Raw genomic sequence first — 21,345 nt, forward strand, 5'->3', positions numbered from 1 at the left:
CCATATGAACGTTCGGCGGCACGCGCGTTGAGCCCCCGGACAGACTGACGAATCAAGTTGCGTGCGCGTTGACATGTCGGGGCGCGCGCGACCGAAGGACGAGAGAAGAGATGGAAAAGGTACCGATGACTGCGGGCGGCTTTGCCGCGCTCGGGGAAGAACTGAAGAAGCGCCAGTCGGAGGACCGTCCGCGGATCATCGAGCATATCGCCGAGGCGCGCTCGCACGGAGACCTGTCGGAGAACGCGGAATACCACGCCGCGAAGGAAGAGCAGTCCCACAATGAAGGCCGCATCGCCGAGCTCGAGGACAAGCTCGCGCGCGCCGACATCATCGACATCTCGAAGCTGTCCGGCGACACCATCAAGTTCGGCGCCACCGTGACACTGGTCGACGAGGACACCGAAAAGAAGACGGTGTGGCAGATCGTCGGCGAGGTCGAGGCCGACGCCAAGAAGGGCCGCATCTCCATCACCTCGCCGCTCGCGCGCGCGCTGATCGGCAAGAAGAAGGGCTCAACCGTCGAGGTCAACGCACCCGGCGGCGCCAAGGCTTATGAGATCACCAAGGTGGAGTGGCGGTAACGATTTGCCGTTGCGTGTGATTTGAAAAAGGCCGCGCACTGCGCGGCCTTTTCTGTATCTGCGTGTTGCTGGCAATGACGGAGGAGACGTTACCTTCGTCCCCTCACGTCGAGTGGCACGGCCGCCTCGTATTTCGAATTGTGCAGCACCAGCGAGGTCCGCACATTGCGGACGTGCGGAGCGGCGGTCAAATGGGTGACGAAATCCTGGAAGGTGGCCATGTCGGGTGCGACGCATTTCAGGATGAAATCGACTTCGCCCGACAGCATCCAGCACTCGCGCACCAGCGGCTCGGCGCGGACGAACTCCTCGAAGGCGCGCAAATCGGCCTCGGCCTGGCTGGAGAGGTGCACTGCGGCAAACACGGTGACGTCGAAGCCGAGCTTGCGTGCGTCCAGAAGTCCGCGATAGCCGTGGATATATCCCTCCTCCTCCAGCGCCCGGACTCGGCGCAGGCAGGGCGGCGGCGAAATGCCGACGCGCTTGGCCAGCTCGACATTCGTGATTCGACCGTCGGCCTGAATCTCGGTGAGAATTTTCAGGTCGATCTCGTCTAGGTTCCGCGACACGTGATTGGAACTCCTGGCCTTTACGGCGGTATTGGTGGCTCTATCGCAATCCTCATAGCCCAGACCGCACACTCGGCGCAATTTTATTGCGCGTGCAGCGCAATCGGCTTTTGTTCCCTGTTGGAAAAATCCGCCGACATGGAATGCAATTCTTGCATAGCTCACCAGAAGGCTTAGATTACCTCTGATATTTCAGCGCCTCCGCGAGGCCTCCCGGCACGTTCCGCGCCCGCGCTGCAGTCCCCCGTGAAAGGCATCTGTCGAAATGTCCGCCGCTGTCCATGCAAAGGTCGTCATCATCGGCTCCGGCCCCGCCGGCTACACGGCGGCGATCTACGCCGCGCGCGCGATGCTCGAGCCGATCCTGATCCAGGGCATCCAGGCGGGCGGCCAGCTCACCATCACTACCGACGTCGAGAACTATCCGGGCTTCGCCGACGTGATCCAGGGCCCCTGGCTGATGGAGCAGATGGAGAAGCAGGCGCTGCATGTGGGCACCCAGATCAAGACCGATCTGGTGACCAAGCTCGACACCTCGCAGCGCCCCTTTCGCCTGACCTGCGATAGCGGTGACGTCTATCTCGCCGACACCGTCATCCTCGCCACCGGCGCCCAGGCGCGCTGGCTCGGTCTGCCGTCCGAAGCGAAATTCCAGGGTGGCGGCGTCTCGGCCTGTGCCACCTGTGACGGCTTCTTCTACCGCAACAAGCAAGTCGTGGTGGTCGGCGGCGGCAATACCGCGGTCGAGGAAGCGCTGTACCTCACCAACCATGCCTCGCAGGTCACCATCGTGCATCGTCGCGATCACTTCCGCGCCGAACGCATCCTGCAGGAGCGTCTGTTCAAGCACCCGAAGATCAAGGTGGTCTGGGACTCAGCCGTCGACGAAATCTGCGGCACCGAGAACCCGAACAAGGTCACCCATGTGCGACTGAAGAACGTCAAGACCGGCGCCTTGACCGATGTGCCGACCGACGGCGTCTTCGTCGCCATCGGGCATGCCCCGGCGACCGAGCTCGTGGCGGGACAGATCAAGCTGAAACCGTCGGGCTATGTCGAGCTCGCCCCGAACTCGACCGCCACCTCGGTGCCCGGACTGTTCGCCGCCGGCGACGTCGCCGACGAGACCTATCGTCAAGCGGTGACGGCGGCCGGTCTCGGCTGCATGGCGGCGCTCGAGGCGGAACGATTTTTGGCCCTGCGCGCCAGCGAGCGCGCGGCAGCGGAATAGACATCATGGCAAGAACACGCGACGGATTTACGGATATGGACTGGGACAAGCTGAAGGTGTTTCACGCCGCGGCGGAAGCGGGCAGCTTCACGCACGCGGGCGAGCAGCTCGGCCTGTCGCAATCGGCGGTGTCACGCCAGGTCTCGGCACTGGAGCAGGAGCTCTCGGTCTCGCTGTTCCACCGCCACGCCCGCGGCCTGATCCTCACCGAACAGGGCGACCTCCTGTTCCGCACCGCCCATGACGTGTTCATGCAGCTGCAGGCGGCGCGCGCGAAGCTGACCGACAGCCGCGAGCGGCCGAGCGGCGATCTCAAGATCACCACCACGCCCGGCGTCGGCATCAACTGGCTGATCCCCAGGCTCGGCGAATTCACCGCGCTCTATCCGGAAATACGGATCTCGCTGATCGTCACGGACGAGGAGCTTGATCTCTCGATGCGTGAGGCCGACGTCGCGATCCGCACCCGCAAGCCGACGCAGCCGGATCTCATCCAGCGCAAGCTGTTCGCGATGGGCTTCCACGCTTATTGCTCGCCCGATTACATCAAGCGCTTCGGCACGCCGCGCACGCTGGAGGAGCTCGACTCCCACCGCATCATCACGCTCTCCGACGGCAACTTCGCGCCGCATCTTCAGAACCGCAACTGGCTGGTCGAAGCGGGGCGCAACGGCTCGGGTCCGCGCGAAGCCTATTTCAGGGTCAACAACATTCTCGGCCTCGTCCGCGCCTGTCAGCAGGGCCTCGGCATTGCCGCGCTGCCGGATTATCTCATCGAAGAACAGAGCCGCCTCGTGCAGCTGTTCGGCGAATCGGATTCGATCCAGCTCGATACGTATTTTGTTTATCCGGAAGAGCTGAAGACGGTTGCGCGCGTGCAAGTGTTCCGCGACTTCGTGGTGAGCAAGGCGCAGCGCTGGCCGTCCTGATTTCCGCATGTCTGACATGCGGCTTGGACGCTTGATGCATGGCGCGAAGCTAGCCCATAATCTCTACACGCTGAGCCTTCGCGTTGCGCATTTGTCCCCCTCCTCCAGTGGCGCGGGAGTTCAGTAATCCCTCTTGGAAGGTGATTGTGTCGGCCTCACGTGGCCAATACCTTAAGCCGGGCTCGATCGAGCCCGGCTTTTTTTTGGCAGATCCGGCCCTCGCCCTCCACGTGTATTGACAGTTCCATGCTTACCCCGCATCATTTGCGAATGATCACGAAGTCGTGCGCAATCTCGTCGCAGGCAGTCGCCTCGAAAAAAGGCCCCCATCTGGGGACCTCGGATTTTTGCGCGCGCTAACAGCCTTCGTCATCGCGAGCCGAAACTTCGAAAACCCCGCCGCCTGGACGGGGTTTTTTCATGTGCCCCGTCTCAGGATTTTTCCCGAGAAGGAGATGGAACATGACCGGACTACAGGAACATTTGCACGGGCTCTGGCTGCCGCTGATAACGCCGTTTCGCGACGGCGCTCTCGACGAGAGGTCGCTGCGCCGGCTGACACGGCATTACAGCGGACAGGCCGTCGACGGCTTCATCCTGGGGGCGACCTCCGGTGAAGGCATGACGCTGCGCGGCGCCGAGCTCGAACGCCTCGTCGCCATCGTGCGCGACGAGCTGGCCACCGGCCACAGCAAGCTTCCGATCTGCCTCGGATTGTCAGGCGCGGACACCTCGCGGCTGAAGGAACGTCTCGACGCGACCGCGGACTGGCCGATCGATGGTTATCTGATCGCGAGCCCGTATTATGTGCGGCCGTCGCAGCGCGGGTTGCTGGCGCATTTCGAGGCGCTCGCCGATCACGCCGCCTGGCCGCTCGCGCTCTACAACATCCCCTATCGCACCTCGGTCAACATCACCAACCAGACGCTGCTGCGGCTTGCAGGGCATCCGAACATCATCGGCCTGAAGGATTGCGGCGCAAGCCGCGACCAATCCATCGCGCTGCTGCGCGACCGTCCTGCGGACTTTCGCGTGCTGACCGGCGAGGACGCGAATTATTTCGAGGCGCTCAGCGACGGCGCCGACGGCGGCATCGTGCTGTCGGCCCATCTCGAGACCGCGACGTTTGCGGCAGTCCAAGCCGAGTTGAAGCGCGGCAATCACGATGCGGCGCTGGCGCGCTGGCAGGAGGTCGCGGACCTGACGCGCCTGTTGTTCACCGAGCCCAGTCCCGCGCCGGCAAAATACTGGCTGTGGCGCACGGGTCTGATCGACAGCCCCGAAGTGCGCCTGCCGATGGTCGAGATCGGCAGCGAACTCGCCGTCCAGTTCGACCGCGAGATCGAGCGACGCATGCAAGTCGCGGCGTAGCTGATAGCCCCTCACCCCACCCTCTCCCCGTAAGAACGGGGAGAGGGAGTGAGAGAGCATGTCCCGTGGTTAACCGCGCCCCAACGGCCTTCGCTGCTGCCGCATGGCGCATCCACGGCTCGTTTACGCAATCGCGCCTATCGTCTTCATTCAAAGTCTTTTCAAATGGGGGAATGATCATGGGGCAGCGCATCCGCCCGACGGCGGCAGACATGTTCGCATCCGCTGATTTCTTGCGGGGAATTGTGGTGGTGTCGTCGTTCGGGTTCTGGGCGGTGATGCTCGGCCTGATGCCGGTGCTGGTGTTTCGGGTCTGGTTGGCGTGATGGAAGCGCAGGTCCGGATGGTTAATCCGTGGTAGCAGCTGTGTTCAAAAGCGCGCCAAACTGCGACCCGGAATTTTAAAATATCTCACGTAGCGTTCATGCCCATAAGCGAAGAAATCGCGGGGGCGTTTGTGAATAGTCATAACGAGATGGCGTCGCATTACGACGCTGGACAGCAGGGCTTCACCACCGAGGACATTCTCTGGGCCGCCGGCATCTGGTCGGTGATCCTCACTTTGTCGCCGGTGATCGTGTTCTACATGCTGATGGTCGCCTAGCGGCAAAGTCATCTTCCCAAAAACGCAAAACGCGCGGAGGTCCGCGCGTTTTTCGTCCGGGGAATGATTTGTGAAAAATTACGCCGCCTGCTTGTGCATTGCGCCGGAAGCCGACGCCGTGCCGCGAATAGCCTTCACCGAACGTTCGATCGCCGCCCACAGCCTTGCGATTTCCTGAGCCGCACGACTCTCGGCCTGATATTCCCGCGCGCCCTCGCCGTGGCTCAACGCCATCAGCAGATCCGAACGGTTGGTGATCTGGCCGCCCCACACCGGAGCACGGAACTTCGCCAGCGCCTCGCGGGCAATCGTGACGATCGGGCTTTCGGACTCGTCGCGGCGCGCCGGCGCACCGTTGAGCACGACCGCGTAGGGCTTGCGCGCCGCACGGCACATCTGGATGGTTTCCTGCACCGCGTTGACGTCGAACACGCCGGGACGGGCGGGAATCACCACCATGGTGGCATTGCGGATGGCGTCGTCGACGACGGCCGACAGGTTCGGCGGCGTGTCGATCAACACCCATTCATAACCGTCGCGCTTGGCAGCGGAGACGATGCCGCTGACCGAGTTCACCGCGGACTTGATCGGCGGCTCGTTGGTGCCACGCAGCTTGTGCCACAGCGTGAGCGAGCCTTGCGGATCCGCATCGACGAGCAGGATCGGCTTGGTCGCCTTGATCTGCGCGGCGAGATGCGCGGCCAGCGTACTCTTGCCTGAGCCACCTTTACGCGATGCAAAAACAATAACGTTCATACCTCTGCCTCCAGATTGACCCCAGGCGGCGAAAATGAATCACCCCGGTGATTCGGGAAAGAAAAATTTATCATAAGTTATGTCGGCGCCATGAAATAACAAAGCGCGTTGGCTTTTGAGTCACACTGCTGCGTGCGACGACGGCTTCACACCGGCAATCGTGCATTTATTGAGCAGTCCGGCGGGAAAAAATGGGGTGCAACCTCGCCGCGCAATCCGTTTCGCGACTCGTTTCCATCCCCACATGATCGCAATTGTCGCAAGCGTCCGCACACGAAGGCGAACAAAAGGAGTCCGGTGGCTGGTGTGGGGCTGATGCCTGGGGCGGTTTGTCTCAAGGGGCGAGCGAACGAGGGGCGGACACGCAAATGCCCGGGACGTCAAACGCACTGCGCGCTGTGGCCCGGGCATGGTCGAGTTTCAAAAAGGGAACGCGGTGCCCGCGCTCAGCCTTCGCTGGCTTTCTTCTTCTTGGCCGGCTTGGTGCTCTTCTTCGCCGTCCGGGCCGAGCTCTTGGGCGCGATGCTGGTCGGCTTGCCGGCGCGGGGCGCCGCCGCCATGCCCGGCTCAGGTCCCGGCCGGAAGAAGGCCCGGCACTGCGGCGAGAGCTGCGACTTCTTCTGGATCATGCAGGCGGTGATGGCGTCGACGTTCGGAACGAACTCGCCGCACAGCCGCATCGCATCGGGCGTGCAGGCCTGCTGCTCCTCCTGGGAGTAGGCAAAGCCTTCACCAGGGTGGATCAGGACGGCCAGGGCGATGCCCGTGATCGCAGCAGCGAAAGATTTCTTAAAGCGGAACGCCGGCATCGATCCCCCCAAATGTCGAGTCGGAGCGGATAGTGGGTGAACGGGCGTTCGTTGGCAACCGAGGCGAGATGCGAAAGCCGGGACGTGTGCGGTCTCGGCAACAGGGCCCCCTAAAACAAAAAACGCGAAAACAACCCCATGCACAGTACCCAAGTCCATGTGTTGATTGGACTTTGCAGATCGCGATTTGCGGATTTTACGAAATGAAGTTTGACTCGTCGGGCAAAACAGGGGCATGATGCCACCATCACAGAACGTGCGTGGGGTGGTCGGCTTGTCTCCTGCGCTGGACAAAAGCGTGAGCGGGAGCGGAGACGATTGCATGGAGCGACATGAGGCGGAGCTGCCGCTGTCGGGCGTGACGGTGGTCTCGCTCGAGCAGGCGATCGCGGCTCCTCTGGCCAGCCGGCATCTTGCGGACTGGGGCGCGCGCGTCATCAAGATCGAGCGGCCGGGGGATGGCGATTTCTGCCGCGACTACGATCACGTGATGAACGGGATGTCGAGCCAGTTCGTCTGGACCAACAGGTCGAAGGAAAGCCTCGCCATCGACATCAAGAGCCCGGAAGGCCAGGAGGTGCTCGAGGCCTTGCTGCCGCAGGCCGACGTCTTCATCCAGAACCTGGCGCCCGGTGCGGCGGAGCGGCTGGGCCTCGATGCCGCTTCGCTGCTGCGAAAATTTCCCCGGATCATCGCCTGCGACGTTTCGGGCTATGGCGCGGGCGGCGCCTACAGCAACAAGAAGGCCTACGATCTCCTGGTGCAATGCGAGGCCGGTGTCCTCGCCATCAACGGCACCGAGGCGGAGCCCGCCAAGGTCGGACTTTCCGTGGTCGATATCGCCACCGGCATGTACATCCTCAACGGCGTGCTGATGGCGCTGTATCGCCGCGAGCGGACCGGCAAGGGCACCGCCTTCCAGGCCTCGCTGTTCGATTCCATCACGGATTGGATGAGCTATCCCGCCTTCTACACGCAGAGTACGGGCCGGCCGCTGCCGCGAACCGGGGCAAGGCACGCAACGATAGCGCCGTATGGCCCGTTCCGCGTCGGCGACGGCAACACGATCTTCTTCGGCATCCAGAACGACCGGGAATGGCGGTCGCTGTGCGTCATCGTGCTTGGCGATGCCGCATTCGCCGATCATCCCCGCTTCCGCACCAATCCGCTGCGGATGCAGAACAGGGACGATCTGCAGGTCCATATCGAGCAGCGTTTTGCGGCGATGACCAGTGACGAGGTGCTGCGGCTGCTCGACGAGGCCTCGATCGCCAACGCACATCTGAATTCGGTCGAGGCTTTCCTGGAGCACGAGCAGCTCCGCGCCCGCTCCCGGGTGCAAACGGTGGGCACTCGTTGCGGCCCGGTGATGAGCTTCCTGCCGGCTCTCACCATTCCCGGGCTGTCGCCCCGGATGGATCCGGTGCCTGACGTCGGGCAGCACAACCAGGCCATCCTCAGCGAGCTCGGTCTCGCAAAGGAGACATGACCATGGCCCCTCAGCGGCCGACGCGGGTCTATCTGGCCGTTCCCGCGCATCGCTCCCGTCTCGTCGCCAAGGCCGCGGCCTCGGCCGCAGATGCGGTGTTCATGGATCTCGAGGACGCGGTGCCGCCGTCCGAGAAGGGCGCGGCGCTTGAGGAAGCTGCGCAGGCGTTGTCCTCCCTGGATTGGGGCAACAAGGTCGTCGCTGTCAGGATCAACGCCGTCGACAGCCCCTTCATCGCGGAGGAAATCCGCACGCTCGCTGCGCTGCCCCGGCTGGATTCGGTGATCGTGCCGAAGGCGGAGCGCCCGAGCGACATCGCCGCCATTGCCGAGCAGCTGCGCGCGGCCGCGCTGGATCGCCCCTCGCCTGTGGCGCTCGAGCTGCTGATCGAGACCGCGCTGGGTCTCGTCAATGTCGACGCGCTCGCCGCCGCGCACCAAAGCGTCGCCGCGCTTCATCTTGGCGTCGGCGATTTCGCGGCGTCGATCGGCGCCCGCTCCTCGGAAATCGGCGCGTCGCCGGACGGCTACCGTCACGTGGGCTCCGCCGAGAGCGGCTATGCCTCCGCCCCGCTCGATCTGTTCGCCTATCCGATGATGCGCCTGCTGGTGGCCGCGCGTGCGTTCGGCCTGCGCGCGATCGACGGCCCCTGCGGCGCGTTCCGGGATGCCCAACTGACGGAAAGCAGCGCGCTCAAGGCGGCTGCGATGGGTTTTGACGGCAAGCAGGTGATCCATCCAGACCAGATCGAACCGACGCTGCGGGCGTTCGTCCCGTCCGAAACTGAACTGGCGCACGCACGGCGGGTGGTCGAGGCCATGGAGCAGGCCGAGGCGCAGGGCCAGGGCGCGGTGACCCTCGACGGCAAGATGATCGACTATGCCAATGTCCGCATGGCGCGCAGGATCATCGAGATGGGGTCGTAGCGGCGCATGGCCACCGTGCTGATCGTCGCGCCGGTGTTTGCGCTGATCGCGGCCGGCTATGCCGCGGTGCTGTTTCGCTTCGTCTCGGAGACCGCGCACAAGGGCATCTCCGAGTTCGCCTTCAGCATCGCGATTCCCGCGCTGCTGTTCCGCACCATCGTCGTGTCGGAATTTTCCGGCGTCAGCCCGTGGCGGATGTGGGGCGCCTATTACGGCGCGCTCGCGCTCACCTGGATCGCGGCGTTGGCGCTGTCAGCGCTGCTGCGGAAGCGGCGCGAGGACCGCGAGGACGGCGTCGTGTTCGCGATCGGCTCGGTCTACGGCAACATCGTGATGCTCGGCATTCCCCTCACCCTCTCGGCGCTGGGCAACGAGGCTGCGGGGCCGATGGCGCTGATCCTGTCGGTGAACACGCCGTTGCTCTGGCTCTGCGGCACGCTGCAGATGGAGCTGGTCGACCGCAAGCAGAAAGCTTCGGCGGCGTCGCTGATCGTGCCGGTGTTGCTGGATCTTTCCCGCAACCCGATCATGCTCGCGATCGGCTTCGGCCTCGTCTGGCGTCTCACCGGCCTCGGCCTGCATCCGGTCGTCGACCGGACCGTCGAGCTGCTGGCGCAGGCGGGCTCGCCGGCGGCGCTGATCGCGCTCGGCATCAATTTGTTTCGCTTTGAGGTCAAGGGCGAGAAGCTCGGCATCCTCGCCATGAGCGCGCTCAAACTGCTGGCGATGCCGGCCGCCGCGTTCGTGCTGGCAAAACTGCTCGACCTGCCGCCACTCGCGGCCGGCGTGGTCGTGCTGTTCGCGGCGATGCCGACCGGCGCGAATGCGTACATCTTCGCGGTGCAGTATCAGCGGCTGGTGAACCCGGTGTCGGGCGCGGTGGCGCTGGGCACGCTGCTGGCGGCGGTGACGTTGCCGGTGGTGGTGTGGGTGGTGGCGAGGTGAAGTGTCAGAGCCTGGCGAGTGCGCCGCACCACCTCCCAAATATCAAATCAGCGCAGGCCCAGAAACGAGAGCACCACACCAACCACGACGACGAGTCCGACCAGATAGATAAGTCCGTTCATGTCTCAGCTCCTCAGCGTTGTCAGTCCTGCCGCAAAACAAACACCCAAGGTCGTGAAAAGGTTCGGCGTTGCCCGACGCCGATTTCTCCTGAAATGGGGGAACGAAAGCGACCGATCCTGCGTCGTGGCGTGCTGAGCCCTCGCCCCCATCCTGACTGCCGAAAGGGTTATTGAACGCGCTGGCCCTCGCGCCAGGCCATCTCCCAGAAGTCTGCCTCGAGTCGGGTGGCTTCCTTGAAGATCGCAATCAGTTCTGCCTCGCGGGCCGGCGTGGCGTAGAGATCGGCGAGATGCTCCATATGCGCCCGTGCTTTGGCGGCGACCTCCTGGTACGGCGCGCCGGCGTACTCGGCGATCCAGACGCGATAGGCGTTCGTCGCGGCGTCCGCGAGAGGGAGCGAGGCGAGCCGCGTCGCGATCTCCGCGTACCCGATCACGCAGGGGGCAAGTGCCACCTTGAGAGCCAGCAGGTCGCCGCGCATTCCCGCATCTAACACATAGCGTGTATAGGCCAGCATCTCAGCCGCCGGCGGGGCCTGTTCAAGGTCGGTCGGGGACAGCCCCCAATCGGCACAGAGCTTCACATGCAGGTTCATCTCGACATCGAGGATGGCCGAAAGGCCGGCCGCTGCTTCACGCATGTCGGCAAGTCTGGGCGACTTGTAGACCGCGAGCGCGTAGGCGCGAGCAAACTCGATGAGGAACAGATAGTCCTGAACGAGGTAGTGACGAAACGCCGCTTCGGGGAGCGAGCCGTCTGCCAATCCGTTCGTGAAGGGGTGCTCAGTGTAGGCACGCCACTCGACGGATGCTGCTGTCTTGAGACGCTGGAAGAAACTCACGATCTTGTTGCCTGGCTTGCTTGTCCATGAACGTCTTTGGTTCGCTACCGATAGCGCATTGCGGACTAAGGAGCTACGGCCGACCGCGGACAAAATTGGCTTTGAGCGTTGCGGATAAGGCAATCCCCGCGTCGAGTTTTGTGCACTGTTACAGTAATCCGAACTATTCGATGTCATTGCGAAGTCGTTGAGGATTGGCTCTGACCAACCCGAGTGACACCGCAGATCATAATGCCAGCGCACTACTTTAATGTTGCCGGATATCGCAGGTGCTTGTCGCAGCTAGCGCCTGTCGAGTTCGGCGACGAGGGCTTCTCGCCAGTCTTGCAAGTGACCAAGCTGCGGTTCACGCGGAGTTTCGTGCACTGGACCGCGTTTCATTGCCGCGATCAACGTCGAGCTTGGTAACACCGAACGGATCGAAGCCCTACTGATCCGATGATCGATGGCGTACTCGATGCCGCGACGTTGATCGTTGGTCGACCCCCGACCGACCGTCGATGTCGGGGCACTCCTAGGTAGATCTCAGAAACATCGAAACAACAGCATGGGACCGTGGCCCTTAGTTCGGGGCCCTACGGCCATGTTCGATTCGTTCAGCCACTGGAGCCGAACCAAAGCATCTTCTTTGTGCGGTTGCTCACAATGAAGGGCTTAGTCTTTGGTCGCATCTGGTGAGCCCATCAACATGCGGGATTTTTCATGGCTACCACTTCAGGACGAAGACTTGGCGTGCTACACCTCTCGTCATTTGCCGCGACCGAGGGTTCTATGCAAATCATTCACTTAACCGACCTGCATTATACAAGAAACTCCCCCTTCCAAATTCAGCTCATCGAAGCGCTGCTGATCGATCTCAAAAAGATCATGGATGACGGCGCTTCGCCAGATTTCTTAGTCTTTTCAGGAGATCTTGTGAACGACCCTGACGAAGCCGGAATCTACGAAGAATTCGAAGAGAAATTTCTAAGGCCTGTTTTAGAGCTACTGCTGTTGAGCTCGGCGGATATCGTTTTTTGCCCCGGCAACCATGATGTAAGCCGGAAGGAAATCGCTGCATGGGCCGACGAACGGAAGAAGCTCGTTGATGCAATGGACAGAAGCCAGCAGGCGCTCAACGATCACCTTAAGTTGGCCCCGACTACTGCATACGCCTACGCGATCGGCTCCGGCTTTTTCGGTCTCGCAAAGAAATACGGCCATGAATGGACTAATCCGTACACAAAGACCTACAATTTTCCTGGCAAGGCCATCAGCTTCGTCGCGATAAACACTGGGTACGCATGCGGGCTTGAGGGCTCCAAGCATGATCGCGGAAAATTAGGCCTTGCTGTGGGAAACGTACTTTCGGCGTTTCAAGAAGTTACCCCCGGTCACAAGACCTACTCGCTTATGCATCACACAACCGCTGACCTGAATGAGCATACGAGCCATTTATTTCTGCCAATGCTCTTCAAAAAATCCGCCCTTCACATGTTTGGGCACGTCCACCAAGCACATCCGATCATTATGATGTCACCGGGAACGAGCTGCTACACTGTGCAAGGCGGTGCACTTTATGAGAGAGATGGGCAATACAACGGCTATTCAGTCATCACCCTCGCAGAAGCCGAAAATTATACGTCCACCGCCTACAGAACGTACTGGATTGATCGCCAAGAATTTGACGTTGGCACAAATGTTACATCGGGCGGGATTTTCTACAACACGGCAGCTGCGCAATCCTATTGGACAAACCTTGTCCCAGTCGCCTCCAACGACGACGTTAGCTACTGGTTGCTTGAAAGTCTCGCCGGAGTTGCAAAAGAGCTAGACAAAACGATGACTTCGAAACGATTGCGCGACATTTTCGTCGAGCCAATCATTACAAAGTCGCGGCCAGATGACGATGCCGGGAACCGATCCCAGCGCATTTCCGTTTCAGACATCTTGAAGGCTACAAATCACGCCGTCATCTCGGCCGCGAGCGAATACGGAGGCACCTCGCTTCTCAACTTCATCGTGATGTCTTATCATGAGGAGTGCGCAAGTCTCCCTAAAGCCGTAGTGCCTGCGTTCGTCGACGCGAGGCGCATCAAAGGAGCTTACGAGGCGGCTGTAAATAAAGCTCTCCGTGATGGTTTGCCGGAGAGTGAAGATCGGCGGCTAAAGCTCAGTCCTTTACACGATAGCGGGCGCCTCGTCGTTGTTTGCGATGACATTGATCCGCAAAAACCGACGCATGTAAATTTCATTAAGGCGGTTCGAAGCCTTTATCCGAAGGCGCGCCTCATTGTCGGCATAAAGCTCAACTTGCTTGATACTGAGCGACTACGCCCAATGATCGGTATCGACAACTATGACCTTTTTCAGATCGCGGCTCTTTCTCGTGGCAAAGTCCGAACTCTCGTTGAAAAATGGCACCTTCCAACGCGATACCAAACAGACACTGTAGTCGACGAAATCCATTCGCGCTTCCAGGCGCTGGGGATACCCCAGACGGCAGCTTATGTTGCTATCTATTTGGCCGTCCTGGAGGACAGTGAAGGATACGACCCGTTAAACTCGTCTACCGTCATTGAAAATTTCGTCGAAAGCAGTCTTCAAAAGCACAAGCCACGATTTATCTTTCGCAGCTCTTTCGACTACAGAAATCAAATCGACTACCTTGGAGCAATTGCGGAGAGCATGTGCCGCGAGAATCGCTTCATCATTCCGTACGAAGATATTTACAAGTGGACTAAGGAACACTTTGAAGGAATTGGACAGGAGCACGACTACGGCAAGTTGATCCGCCACTTCATTGACGCCAAAGTTTTTGCTGACGAAGGCAATTCAATCTATTTCCGCTACAATATTTTTCTGTCCTTTTTCGTCGCACACAGAATGCAGCAGGCTCAAGCTTTCCGAAAATGGATGCTCGATGACCACCGATACACGAGCTACATCTCCGAATTCGACATCTACTGTGGCCTTTCTCGTCAAGACGAAGAAACACTTGAGTTTTTCGGGAAGGAATTCTCGGAATTTGAAGCCAAGCTTGAAGCTCTAGTAACTCCCCTTTCATGGACCGACCGGTTGGAGACGCTCACTGTCCCAGCAGCCAAAAAGACCGATGTTGAAGCCTTCACGAGCAGCATCGAAAAGCAGCTAACTAAAGCCGGAACACCCGCAGAGCGGGATGAGGAAATTTCGAAGCAAATCTCGGAAAAGGAAAACGTGCGGCCTCAGGCCCACCGTCCTGATGTTATGGGCGTTCTCCCAAGCTGGGTATTGAGTTTGCGGGCCTACACGGTGGCGCTCAAGAATCTGGAGAACATTCCTCGCGAAAAGAAAGAGCAACATCTCACGCGCATTCTAGCGGGCTGGTCGAAGATTATCTTGTATGGATGCATAGTTTTTAAGAACGTGATCGAAAAACGACGCCTGCAGATCGGGGACATGGACTTTGAACTCGACCTCCCACCCAAGTTAGACGCGCGAATTCTTCGAATGTTTTTCCTGACAATCCCCATATATGTCTCGGAAGTGATGCGGCGCGACTTGGGCTCGCAGAAGCTGCAGCTACAGCTGAAGAATGATGAGCTAGCGAAATCTCTCTCTGACTCGTTTCTTCAAACGTCGCTTTATGCGGATCTGAAGCTTCCCGAATACATCAACCGGCTAAAAGCTTTTCAGAAGAAGTCCGACGATTCGCACCTGTTTTTGGAAATACTGCTGCTCAAGATGCGAATGATATTCCTGCGGCTAGGACTTCAGGAAAGCGAGCAGCTTCCTTTTCTCGCTGTTGCCGCTGAAATCAGTGCGGATCTCAAGGGACTTAAAGGTGATGAGCGGACGAAGGAGATCGATCGTTACACGCACGATTTGCGACGTTTGGCTCGGGTAAACAAGCTGCGGGATAATATGTGATCGCACCCAGCGCCACGGGAGTTGCTTCGCGACCAAAATCGCCACCAATCGTGCACTGCTAAATGGTTAATCCCGCTGGTACAGTTGGGTGGGCTCGAACCACCGACCTCCTGTTCCACAGACAGGCGCTCTAACCAACTGAGCTACAACTGCATCCTTGCGAGCCGCCCGAGGGGCGCCCTTGATAGGGCCGGTCACCGAGGAGGGCTGGACGGGGCGGAAACTAGGTGCAACGGGCGTTTTTGGCAAGGCCGCAACACCCTCAAAACGTCCCGCAAACGAGGTTATTTCCAAAGCAAAACCCGGGCTCTAGGCCCGGGTTTCTTAATTGAGACGGCCGCGCCGGATCAGGCGGCGGGGTAGAGCTTCGCGGCGGAGGCCTTGATCGGCTCGACGGTCGCGGTGGCGACGCGCTGGGTCAGCTCGGCGAGCTCCCGGGCCTGGGCCTGAAAGGTCTCGAGCTGCGCCTTGGAATGGTTGGTCCACAGCGAGAACGCATCCTGCGGCGCCTTCACGCTGAACAGCTCCTGGGTGAAGTCGAGATGGGCCTTGGTGTTGGCCTTCGCGAACTCCATCAGCTTGGCGGTGTATTCGCTCACGCCCTTGTGGGCGGACGAGAACACGGCCTCGACAGTGCCGTTGTGGGTCTCGGCGGCGTCCTTGAACTTGGCGTAGTTCTCGCGGGCCTGCGACACGCCCTTTTCGGCGAACGCACGCACCTGCTCGGGGACCTCGAACGGAATGATCGAGGCAGAAAACGGATCAGTCGCACCTGTCATGGGTTGTCCCTCACACTAATGAAAAAACGGAGTGAGCCTTCAGGCGCGCCCGCCGGCCAACCGGGTGACGGGTGCGAAGACTGGAAACACGAAACGAATGATGGCTCGCCCAGCGCCCGCACCAATGCCTGCCTAAAATGTCAACATTGTGCAACGCAACGGGTTTGGAGGGTGCATTGCAAAATTTAATCTCGGGGAGGATGAGGTTCCCGGGCTGGGGAACCGGTGGTTGAGGTGTTTTGAGGCCGCTGGCCGCGCTGTCTCCGTTCCCTCCCCCCTTGTGGGGGAGGGTCAGGGAGGGGGGGCCGCACGGGGATTCTGTCCGTCGCGCTCCGGGCCTCAGGCAACGACTGACACCTTTTGCTGGGCTTACCCCTCTCCCTCACCCTCCCCCACAAGGGGCGAGGGAACGCAGCTTGGGTGGGGCGGGAGCTCGGCTTGATGCGACTGACCATTTGCCACGCGCGAATCCTGCGGATGCAGCGCTGGCACGCCTTGCGGGCCTGGGGACATTAAGGTTATCGCGGCTTTAGGCCTTGCCGCCTAGGCTTCGGACGTGGACCTGCCCGCGGCTGCGGGCGATACTAACCCTTTCTTAAGGCTGCCATTCCCGGCAGCTTGATGCGCACAAGCGGGACGCGAAGCCGGTCGGATGACGAGTTCGGATTTCCAGTTGCGAGGCGTGGGCGATCCCCGGCTGGCCGTGCACGCGACCTCGCCGCTGCCCGCCTGGCTCTGGTCGATCGACGGCACGCGCGTGCTCTGGGCCAATCCGGTCGGGGCAAGGCTGTTCGGCGCGGCCAATGCCACGGCGTTGGCCGAGAAGAACTTCGGTCCGGCCGACAGCCACCGCCGCCAGATCATCCGGCTTGCCGGCCGGCTGCCTCCGAACGGCGCCATCCGGCTCGAACGGCTGCGCGGCTTCGGCGCCCGGCTCGGAACGCTGATGACCTGCGCCTGTGCCCGGCTCGACTTCGCCGATGGCGGTCGCGCAGTGCTCGTCACCGCGATGGACCCGATGCTGCGCTCGATGCCCCTGGTCGAACGCCTGCTTCGTCTGGTCGACGGCGCCAAGACGCCGATGGCGGCGTTCGCGCCCGACGGTCTGTTCGTCGGCGCCAGCGAAACGGCCCGCACCCTGCTCGGCTTCCGCGATCTCAGCGAAGCCGGCCTCGAACAAGCGCGCAGCGATGCGCTTCGCCAAGGCCGCGCCGAGACGCCGATCGGCATCGGCCAGATGGTGCTGCAGCGGGTCGGCAGCGGGGCCGATATCGGCCTAGTCGCGCTGATCGAGCCTGCCGTGCAGCAGGCGGCGGCTGCGAGCGTGGACGTCGAACCCGCGGCCGCTGAACACATCGCGCGCGACGACATCGTTCAGCGTGAGCCTGCCCCGCCCCCTGCTCCGGCCGCCGTGCCCGAGCATATGCAAGCTGCGCCGCCGCACGAGGCGCCATCCGAAATCGCGCTGTTCGATGCCTTTGCCGAGGACGCGCCGGCGACCGAGATCGTGACGATCCAGCAAGCCGTCGAGCAAGCGGCCGAAGCCGCGCCAGAAACTCCGGTTGAAAACTCGGCCGAAGCCATGGTGTCGCCGCAGGACGCGCCGACCGTAACCGGCATGGTCGAGCCGCCGTCGGGCCACGAAGAGCCGCCCGCACCGCGTCAGCATCCGCTGCGCTTCCTCTGGAAGATGGATGCAGAGGGCCGCTTTGCGCTTCTCTCCGACGAATTCATCCACCTGATCGGTCCGCGCACGGCCGCCGGCTTCGACCGCCCCTGGCGCGAGATCGCCGACGCATTCGCGCTCGATCCTGACAGCCGCGTGGCGCAGGCGCTTGCCAGCAAGGATACTTGGGCCGGGATCACCGTGAACTGGCCGGCCGACGGCGGCGAGCATCTGCCGGTCGAGCTTGCCGGGCTTCCGGTCTATGACGGCGACCGCAATTTCGCGGGCTTCAGGGGCTTTGGCGTCTGCCGCGATCTCGACGGCCTCAACCGGCTCGATGCGCTCAGGCGTTTTGAGTTGTTGGCCGAACCGGCAGCACCGCAAAGCCTGTCCGCCGATGTGGTCGAGCCGGAGCATGAACCCGAGCCAGTGTTAGAGGCGCCGCCGCCTCCGCCGATCGAGCCGCCCGCACCTGAGCCTGAGCCTGAAGCTGAACTGCCCGAACCCGCAACCGACGCGAATTCACATCCAACCGATCCGGAAACGCCAGTGGAAACGCCTCCCAATGTCCTGCCGTTCCGCGCGCCCGGCGACACGCGATCGCCGACGCTGACGCCGGTCGAGAACAGCGCATTCAACGAGCTCGCCCGGCAATTGTCCGAGCGCCTCGAACGCGACAAGGAAACCATCGCGGCGTCGGCCGAGCCGGCGGATGCCGAGATCACGCCCGAGGCGCCGACGCCGGAGCCCAAGTCTGAGGCTGAACCGCCGCACGCGCCGGCCGAATGGCTGACCGCGCCCGCGCCGCCGGCGCACGGCCACAGCCCGCGCGATCGCGCGCTGCTCGACCTGCTGCCAACAGGCATCCTGATCTACCGGCTCGACCGCCTGCTCTACGCCAACCCCGCCTTTCTCGCGCGCATGGGCTATGCCAGCCTGAGCGCACTGGAGAATGCCGGTGGGCTGGATGCGCTCTATGTCGAGCCGGGCGTGTCCGCGGCCAGCAGCACGTCGCAAGCAGGCACGCCTGTCACGATCAGCGCGACACTCGCCAATGGCGAAGCGCCGCTGCCGACCACCGAGGCGCATCTGCACGCGATCGACTGGGACTGCGAGAGCGCGCATGCGCTGATCTGCGCGCTGCCGCAAGCCGCGCCCGTTGCGCCCGTCATCGCCGAGACCGTCGTCACCGAGACTATTGTCCCGGAGACCATTGTCCCCGAGACCTTCCCCACCGCGCCCGAGCCCGACGCCGGCGAGGCGGCGGCGGAAGATCTCGCCGCGATCCTCGACACCACGGCCGAGGGCATCGTCATGTTCGACGCCGAAGGCAACATCCACGCCTGCAACCGCAGCGCCGAGGCGCTGTTCGGCTATGACGGCGAGGCGCTGATGCAGCAGAATCTGGTGACGCTGTTCGCGCCGGAGAGCCAGCATGTGGTCATCGACTATCTCGAAAGCCTCAAGAGCCAGGACATCGCGAGCCTGCTCGACCACGGCCGCGAGGTGCTCGGTCGCGAGAAGAAGGGCGGCGTCATTCCGCTCGCGATGATCATGGGCCGCACCAGGCCCGACGGCCCGAACTTCTTCGCCGTGTTCCGCGACCTCTCGCACAGCAAGCAGGGCGAGAGCGAGCTGACGCAGGCGCGACGCCTGGTCGACGGCGCGGCGAACGCCAAGGCCGACATGCTGGCGCGGATCAGCCACGAGATCCGCACGCCGCTCAACGCCATCATCGGCTTCTCGGAGGTGATGATCTCGGAGCGCTTCGGCACGCTCGGCAATGAGCGCTACGGCGAGTACATGAAGGACATCCGCGCCTCCGGCGAGCGCGTCATCGCCATCATCGACGACCTGCTCGAGCTGTCGCGGATCGAGACCGGCAAGCTCGACCTCAACTTCGCCAACCTCAACCTCAACGACCTCGTCGAGGCCTGCGTGGTGGTGATGCAGCCGCAGGCCAATCGCGAGCGTATCATCATCCGCACCTCGCTCGGCCATGCGCTGCCGCAGGTGAGCGCGGATGCGCGCGCGATGCGCCAAATCACCATGAACCTGATCTCGAACTCGATCCGGCTCGCCAGCGCCGGCGGCCAGGTGATCGTCTCGACCGCGCTTACCGATCGCGGCGAGGTCGCACTTCGGATCCGCGACACCGGCCACGGCCTCAGCGAGCGCGAAGTCGCCGCCGCGATGGAGCCGTTCCGGACCCCGCCGCCCGGCGATGCCGAGGACAATTCCGCGCTGAGCCTGTCGCTGACCAAGGCCCTGGTCGAAGCCAACCGCGCCCGGTTCAACATCAAGAGCGCGGCGAACTCCGGCTCGCTGATCGAGGTGGTGTTCGCACCGGCCCTGGCGCAGGCGTAAATCGCGAACGCGATTTCCAGCCGGCGGTGCACGGTGGCGCCCGATGCAGGGCGCTACCTCATTGCAACTTATTCCCGAGCGGAACCGAAGCCCCTCGTTGCGGCTTGAAGCCTGGACCCGGCGTTTCTCCTGCTGACAGTTCGACACTGCAGCTCCCGCACCCAGTGACTTCAAATGGCCGAACGAGCGAAATCCGTGGCATCGAAGCAGCGTCCGCCCAGGCGGAGCGACGCAGTGCGGAGCGAGGGCGGCCCGAACACGACTGAGCGAAAGCCGCTGCCCACGGGCGCGGGCGCGCGCATGAACGCACGGGTCGTGCTTGCCCTCGCGCTCGTCGCACTGGCGTTGTGGACGGCGGCGGGATTTCTCCCCGCCTTGATCTGGGCCGCGATTCTCGCAACCAGCCTGTGGCCGCTCTACACCAAGTTTGCGGCACGCGTGAGCTCCGGCCGCTCCAGCCTGGCCCCGCTGGTCTTCACGCTCGTCGTCGCCCTCATCCTGTTTACGCCGATGTCGCTTGCCGTCTATCAGATCGCGCAACAAGGCGATCTGCTCGTGGGCTGGATGAAACAGGCCGGAGAGAGCGGGATCGAAGTGCCCGATTGGCTCGCCCGCCTTCCGATCGCCGCAGAGAGCATGCAGCAGTGGTGGCGCAGCAATCTTTCCGATCCCAAAGCCGCGACCGCCTGGCTGAAAAGCGTCAATGCAGACAACGCATCGGAACTGTTTCGAACGTTCGGCGGACAGCTGCTTCATCGCCTGTTTCTTCTGTTCTTTTCGCTAGTGGCCTTGTTCGTCCTGCTGCGCAACGGCCGGTCGATCTCGGGCCGCGTGCTGGAAACCTGCGATCGGCTTTTCGGTGAGGCGGGAGAGGGTCTCGCCGAGCAAATGGTCGATGCGATCCGCGGCACCGTGAACGGTACGGTGCTGGTCGCCGCGGGCGAGGGATTATTGATCGGCGTGGCCTATTTCGTCGCGGGCGTGCCGCATGCCATCGTATTCACGATATTGACCACGGCCTTCGCCATGCTTCCCTTCGGCGCCTGGCTGGCTTTCACCGCCGCGGCGGTGGTCCTGGTTTCCGGCGGAGGCAGCGGCTTCGCAGCCGCGGGCGTCTTCTTCTGGGGCGCGGTCGTCATGTTGGTCGGCGATCATTTCGTATGGCCGACCTTGGTCGGTGACTCGGCACGGCTGCCGTTTCTGTTCGCGTTCGTCGGAATCTTCGGCGGCCTGGCTGCCTTCGGCCTCTTGGGCTTGTTTTTGGGTCCCGTGATCATGTCGGCGTTGCTGGTGGTCTGGCGCGAGTGGGTGTTTCGACCTGTCGCGATCGAGAAGCACGGCTGAGTCGCCGCGTAAGCACGCACCGAATGCAAAAGGCACAGCGCTTGCGAAGGGGTAAGGCGGGATCAGGCTGGGACTGGACTGGCGCTGCCTTTACGTAGTGGCGCAACCCGCTCGGACATGT

General features: G+C 62.2%; 17 protein-coding genes and 1 tRNA gene. 12 read left to right on the forward strand and 6 right to left on the reverse strand.

The annotated features are described in order from the left end of the window. The first annotated feature begins 110 nt into the window (after positions 1–110). Entirely contained in the window at positions 111–584 is a 474-nt protein-coding gene (gene greA, locus AC0L3U_RS04540; RefSeq protein ID WP_007596674.1) for a transcription elongation factor GreA, read from the forward strand. Between the two features lie 89 nt (positions 585–673). Here the strand turns inward: greA and AC0L3U_RS04545 are convergent, their stop codons facing one another. Beyond that, positions 674–1,153, reverse strand: coding sequence for an Lrp/AsnC family transcriptional regulator (locus AC0L3U_RS04545; RefSeq protein ID WP_007596676.1), 480 nt, complete (start codon positions 1,151–1,153; stop codon positions 674–676). Between the two features lie 265 nt (positions 1,154–1,418). Between AC0L3U_RS04545 and trxB the strand changes: the two genes are divergently transcribed. The 5 genes from trxB to AC0L3U_RS04570 all read left to right on the forward strand — a co-directional run bounded on the left by trxB (position 1,419) and on the right by AC0L3U_RS04570 (position 5,288). Continuing rightward, the gene (trxB, locus tag AC0L3U_RS04550; protein WP_473360856.1) at positions 1,419–2,384 is read left to right on the forward strand and encodes a thioredoxin-disulfide reductase; all 966 of its coding nucleotides are present in this window, start codon (positions 1,419–1,421) and stop codon (positions 2,382–2,384) included. Between the two features lie 5 nt (positions 2,385–2,389). Next, entirely contained in the window at positions 2,390–3,313 is a 924-nt protein-coding gene (locus AC0L3U_RS04555; protein WP_007614700.1) for a LysR family transcriptional regulator, read from the forward strand. A gap of 462 nt (positions 3,314–3,775) precedes the next feature. After that, the gene (locus tag AC0L3U_RS04560) at positions 3,776–4,684 is read left to right on the forward strand and encodes a 4-hydroxy-tetrahydrodipicolinate synthase family protein (protein WP_473360857.1); all 909 of its coding nucleotides are present in this window, start codon (positions 3,776–3,778) and stop codon (positions 4,682–4,684) included. Between the two features lie 179 nt (positions 4,685–4,863). Next, positions 4,864–5,010, forward strand: coding sequence for a hypothetical protein (locus AC0L3U_RS04565; RefSeq protein ID WP_166517545.1), 147 nt, complete (start codon positions 4,864–4,866; stop codon positions 5,008–5,010). A 98-nt stretch (positions 5,011–5,108) separates the two neighbouring features. Then, complete coding sequence (locus AC0L3U_RS04570) at positions 5,109–5,288, forward strand: hypothetical protein (protein WP_007596684.1); 180 nt, start codon at positions 5,109–5,111, stop codon at positions 5,286–5,288. 78 nt (positions 5,289–5,366) lie between these two features. Here the strand turns inward: AC0L3U_RS04570 and AC0L3U_RS04575 are convergent, their stop codons facing one another. Together AC0L3U_RS04575 and AC0L3U_RS04580 are read right to left on the reverse strand one after the other, a co-directional pair. After that, positions 5,367–6,044 carry a ParA family protein gene (locus AC0L3U_RS04575; protein ID WP_007596685.1) on the reverse strand — a complete coding sequence of 226 codons (678 nt, stop codon included), beginning with the start codon at positions 6,042–6,044 and terminating at the stop codon, positions 5,367–5,369. 446 nt (positions 6,045–6,490) lie between these two features. Next, positions 6,491–6,853: a hypothetical protein gene (locus AC0L3U_RS04580; RefSeq protein WP_027520308.1), complete on the reverse strand. Its 363-nt coding sequence runs from the start codon at positions 6,851–6,853 to the stop codon at positions 6,491–6,493. Between the two features lie 322 nt (positions 6,854–7,175). Here AC0L3U_RS04580 and AC0L3U_RS04585 point away from each other — a divergent pair, with 322 nt between their 5' ends. Genes AC0L3U_RS04585 through AC0L3U_RS04595 form a run of 3 tightly spaced genes read left to right on the forward strand, consistent with a single transcriptional unit; the run spans position 7,176 to position 10,213 of the window. After that, positions 7,176–8,342 carry a CaiB/BaiF CoA transferase family protein gene (locus tag AC0L3U_RS04585; protein ID WP_473360858.1) on the forward strand — a complete coding sequence of 389 codons (1,167 nt, stop codon included), beginning with the start codon at positions 7,176–7,178 and terminating at the stop codon, positions 8,340–8,342. Further along, entirely contained in the window at positions 8,339–9,268 is a 930-nt protein-coding gene (locus AC0L3U_RS04590; RefSeq protein ID WP_473360859.1) for an HpcH/HpaI aldolase/citrate lyase family protein, read from the forward strand. Before AC0L3U_RS04585 ends, AC0L3U_RS04590 begins: the two co-directional genes overlap by 4 nt. Before the next feature lie 6 nt (positions 9,269–9,274). Then, positions 9,275–10,213 (forward strand): AEC family transporter, encoded by a 939-nt coding sequence (locus AC0L3U_RS04595; RefSeq protein WP_473360860.1) that lies wholly within the window; start codon positions 9,275–9,277, stop codon positions 10,211–10,213. 289 nt (positions 10,214–10,502) lie between these two features. Here AC0L3U_RS04595 and tenA read toward each other — a convergent pair whose 3' ends face one another. Further along, entirely contained in the window at positions 10,503–11,177 is a 675-nt protein-coding gene (gene tenA / locus AC0L3U_RS04600; RefSeq protein ID WP_473360861.1) for a thiaminase II, read from the reverse strand. A 702-nt stretch (positions 11,178–11,879) separates the two neighbouring features. Here tenA and AC0L3U_RS04605 point away from each other — a divergent pair. Then, a complete protein-coding gene (locus AC0L3U_RS04605) occupies positions 11,880–15,068 on the forward strand; it encodes an STAND family AAA ATPase (protein ID WP_473360862.1) in 3,189 nt (1,062 codons plus the stop codon). A 76-nt stretch (positions 15,069–15,144) separates the two neighbouring features. Here the strand turns inward: AC0L3U_RS04605 and AC0L3U_RS04610 are convergent. Beyond that, a tRNA-His gene (locus tag AC0L3U_RS04610) sits at positions 15,145–15,221 on the reverse strand. A gap of 194 nt (positions 15,222–15,415) precedes the next feature. Further along, entirely contained in the window at positions 15,416–15,847 is a 432-nt protein-coding gene (locus tag AC0L3U_RS04615; RefSeq protein ID WP_473360863.1) for a phasin, read from the reverse strand. 652 nt (positions 15,848–16,499) lie between these two features. Between AC0L3U_RS04615 and AC0L3U_RS04620 the strand changes: the two genes are divergently transcribed. Together AC0L3U_RS04620 and AC0L3U_RS04625 are read left to right on the forward strand one after the other, a co-directional pair. Further along, a complete protein-coding gene (locus AC0L3U_RS04620; RefSeq protein ID WP_473360864.1) occupies positions 16,500–19,880 on the forward strand; it encodes a PAS domain-containing sensor histidine kinase in 3,381 nt (1,126 codons plus the stop codon). A gap of 300 nt (positions 19,881–20,180) precedes the next feature. Then, complete coding sequence (locus tag AC0L3U_RS04625; RefSeq protein ID WP_473360865.1) at positions 20,181–21,224, forward strand: AI-2E family transporter; 1,044 nt, start codon at positions 20,181–20,183, stop codon at positions 21,222–21,224. The last annotated feature ends 121 nt before the right edge of the window (positions 21,225–21,345 follow it).

Source organism: Bradyrhizobium sp. Kon69, assembly GCF_055807515.1.

Bases quoted from the DNA above. Each gene is read 5' to 3' on its own strand.
- AC0L3U_RS04570 (WP_007596684.1), top strand. From the start codon at position 5,109: ATGCCCATAAGCGAAGAAATCGCGGGGGCGTTTGTGAATAGTCATAAC.
- AC0L3U_RS04565 (WP_166517545.1), top strand. From the start codon at position 4,864: ATGGGGCAGCGCATCCGCCCGACGGCGGCAGACATGTTCGCATCCGCT.
- AC0L3U_RS04575 (WP_007596685.1), bottom strand. From the start codon at position 6,044: ATGAACGTTATTGTTTTTGCATCGCGTAAAGGTGGCTCAGGCAAGAGT.
- AC0L3U_RS04590 (WP_473360859.1), top strand. From the start codon at position 8,339: ATGACCATGGCCCCTCAGCGGCCGACGCGGGTCTATCTGGCCGTTCCC.
- AC0L3U_RS04555 (WP_007614700.1), top strand. From the start codon at position 2,390: ATGGCAAGAACACGCGACGGATTTACGGATATGGACTGGGACAAGCTG.
- AC0L3U_RS04595 (WP_473360860.1), top strand. From the start codon at position 9,275: ATGGCCACCGTGCTGATCGTCGCGCCGGTGTTTGCGCTGATCGCGGCC.
- AC0L3U_RS04585 (WP_473360858.1), top strand. From the start codon at position 7,176: ATGGAGCGACATGAGGCGGAGCTGCCGCTGTCGGGCGTGACGGTGGTC.
- AC0L3U_RS04560 (WP_473360857.1), top strand. From the start codon at position 3,776: ATGACCGGACTACAGGAACATTTGCACGGGCTCTGGCTGCCGCTGATA.
- AC0L3U_RS04620 (WP_473360864.1), top strand. From the start codon at position 16,500: ATGACGAGTTCGGATTTCCAGTTGCGAGGCGTGGGCGATCCCCGGCTG.
- AC0L3U_RS04605 (WP_473360862.1), top strand. From the start codon at position 11,880: ATGGCTACCACTTCAGGACGAAGACTTGGCGTGCTACACCTCTCGTCA.
- trxB (WP_473360856.1), top strand. From the start codon at position 1,419: ATGTCCGCCGCTGTCCATGCAAAGGTCGTCATCATCGGCTCCGGCCCC.
- AC0L3U_RS04615 (WP_473360863.1), bottom strand. From the start codon at position 15,847: ATGACAGGTGCGACTGATCCGTTTTCTGCCTCGATCATTCCGTTCGAG.
- greA (WP_007596674.1), top strand. From the start codon at position 111: ATGGAAAAGGTACCGATGACTGCGGGCGGCTTTGCCGCGCTCGGGGAA.
- AC0L3U_RS04625 (WP_473360865.1), top strand. From the start codon at position 20,181: ATGAACGCACGGGTCGTGCTTGCCCTCGCGCTCGTCGCACTGGCGTTG.
- AC0L3U_RS04580 (WP_027520308.1), bottom strand. From the start codon at position 6,853: ATGCCGGCGTTCCGCTTTAAGAAATCTTTCGCTGCTGCGATCACGGGC.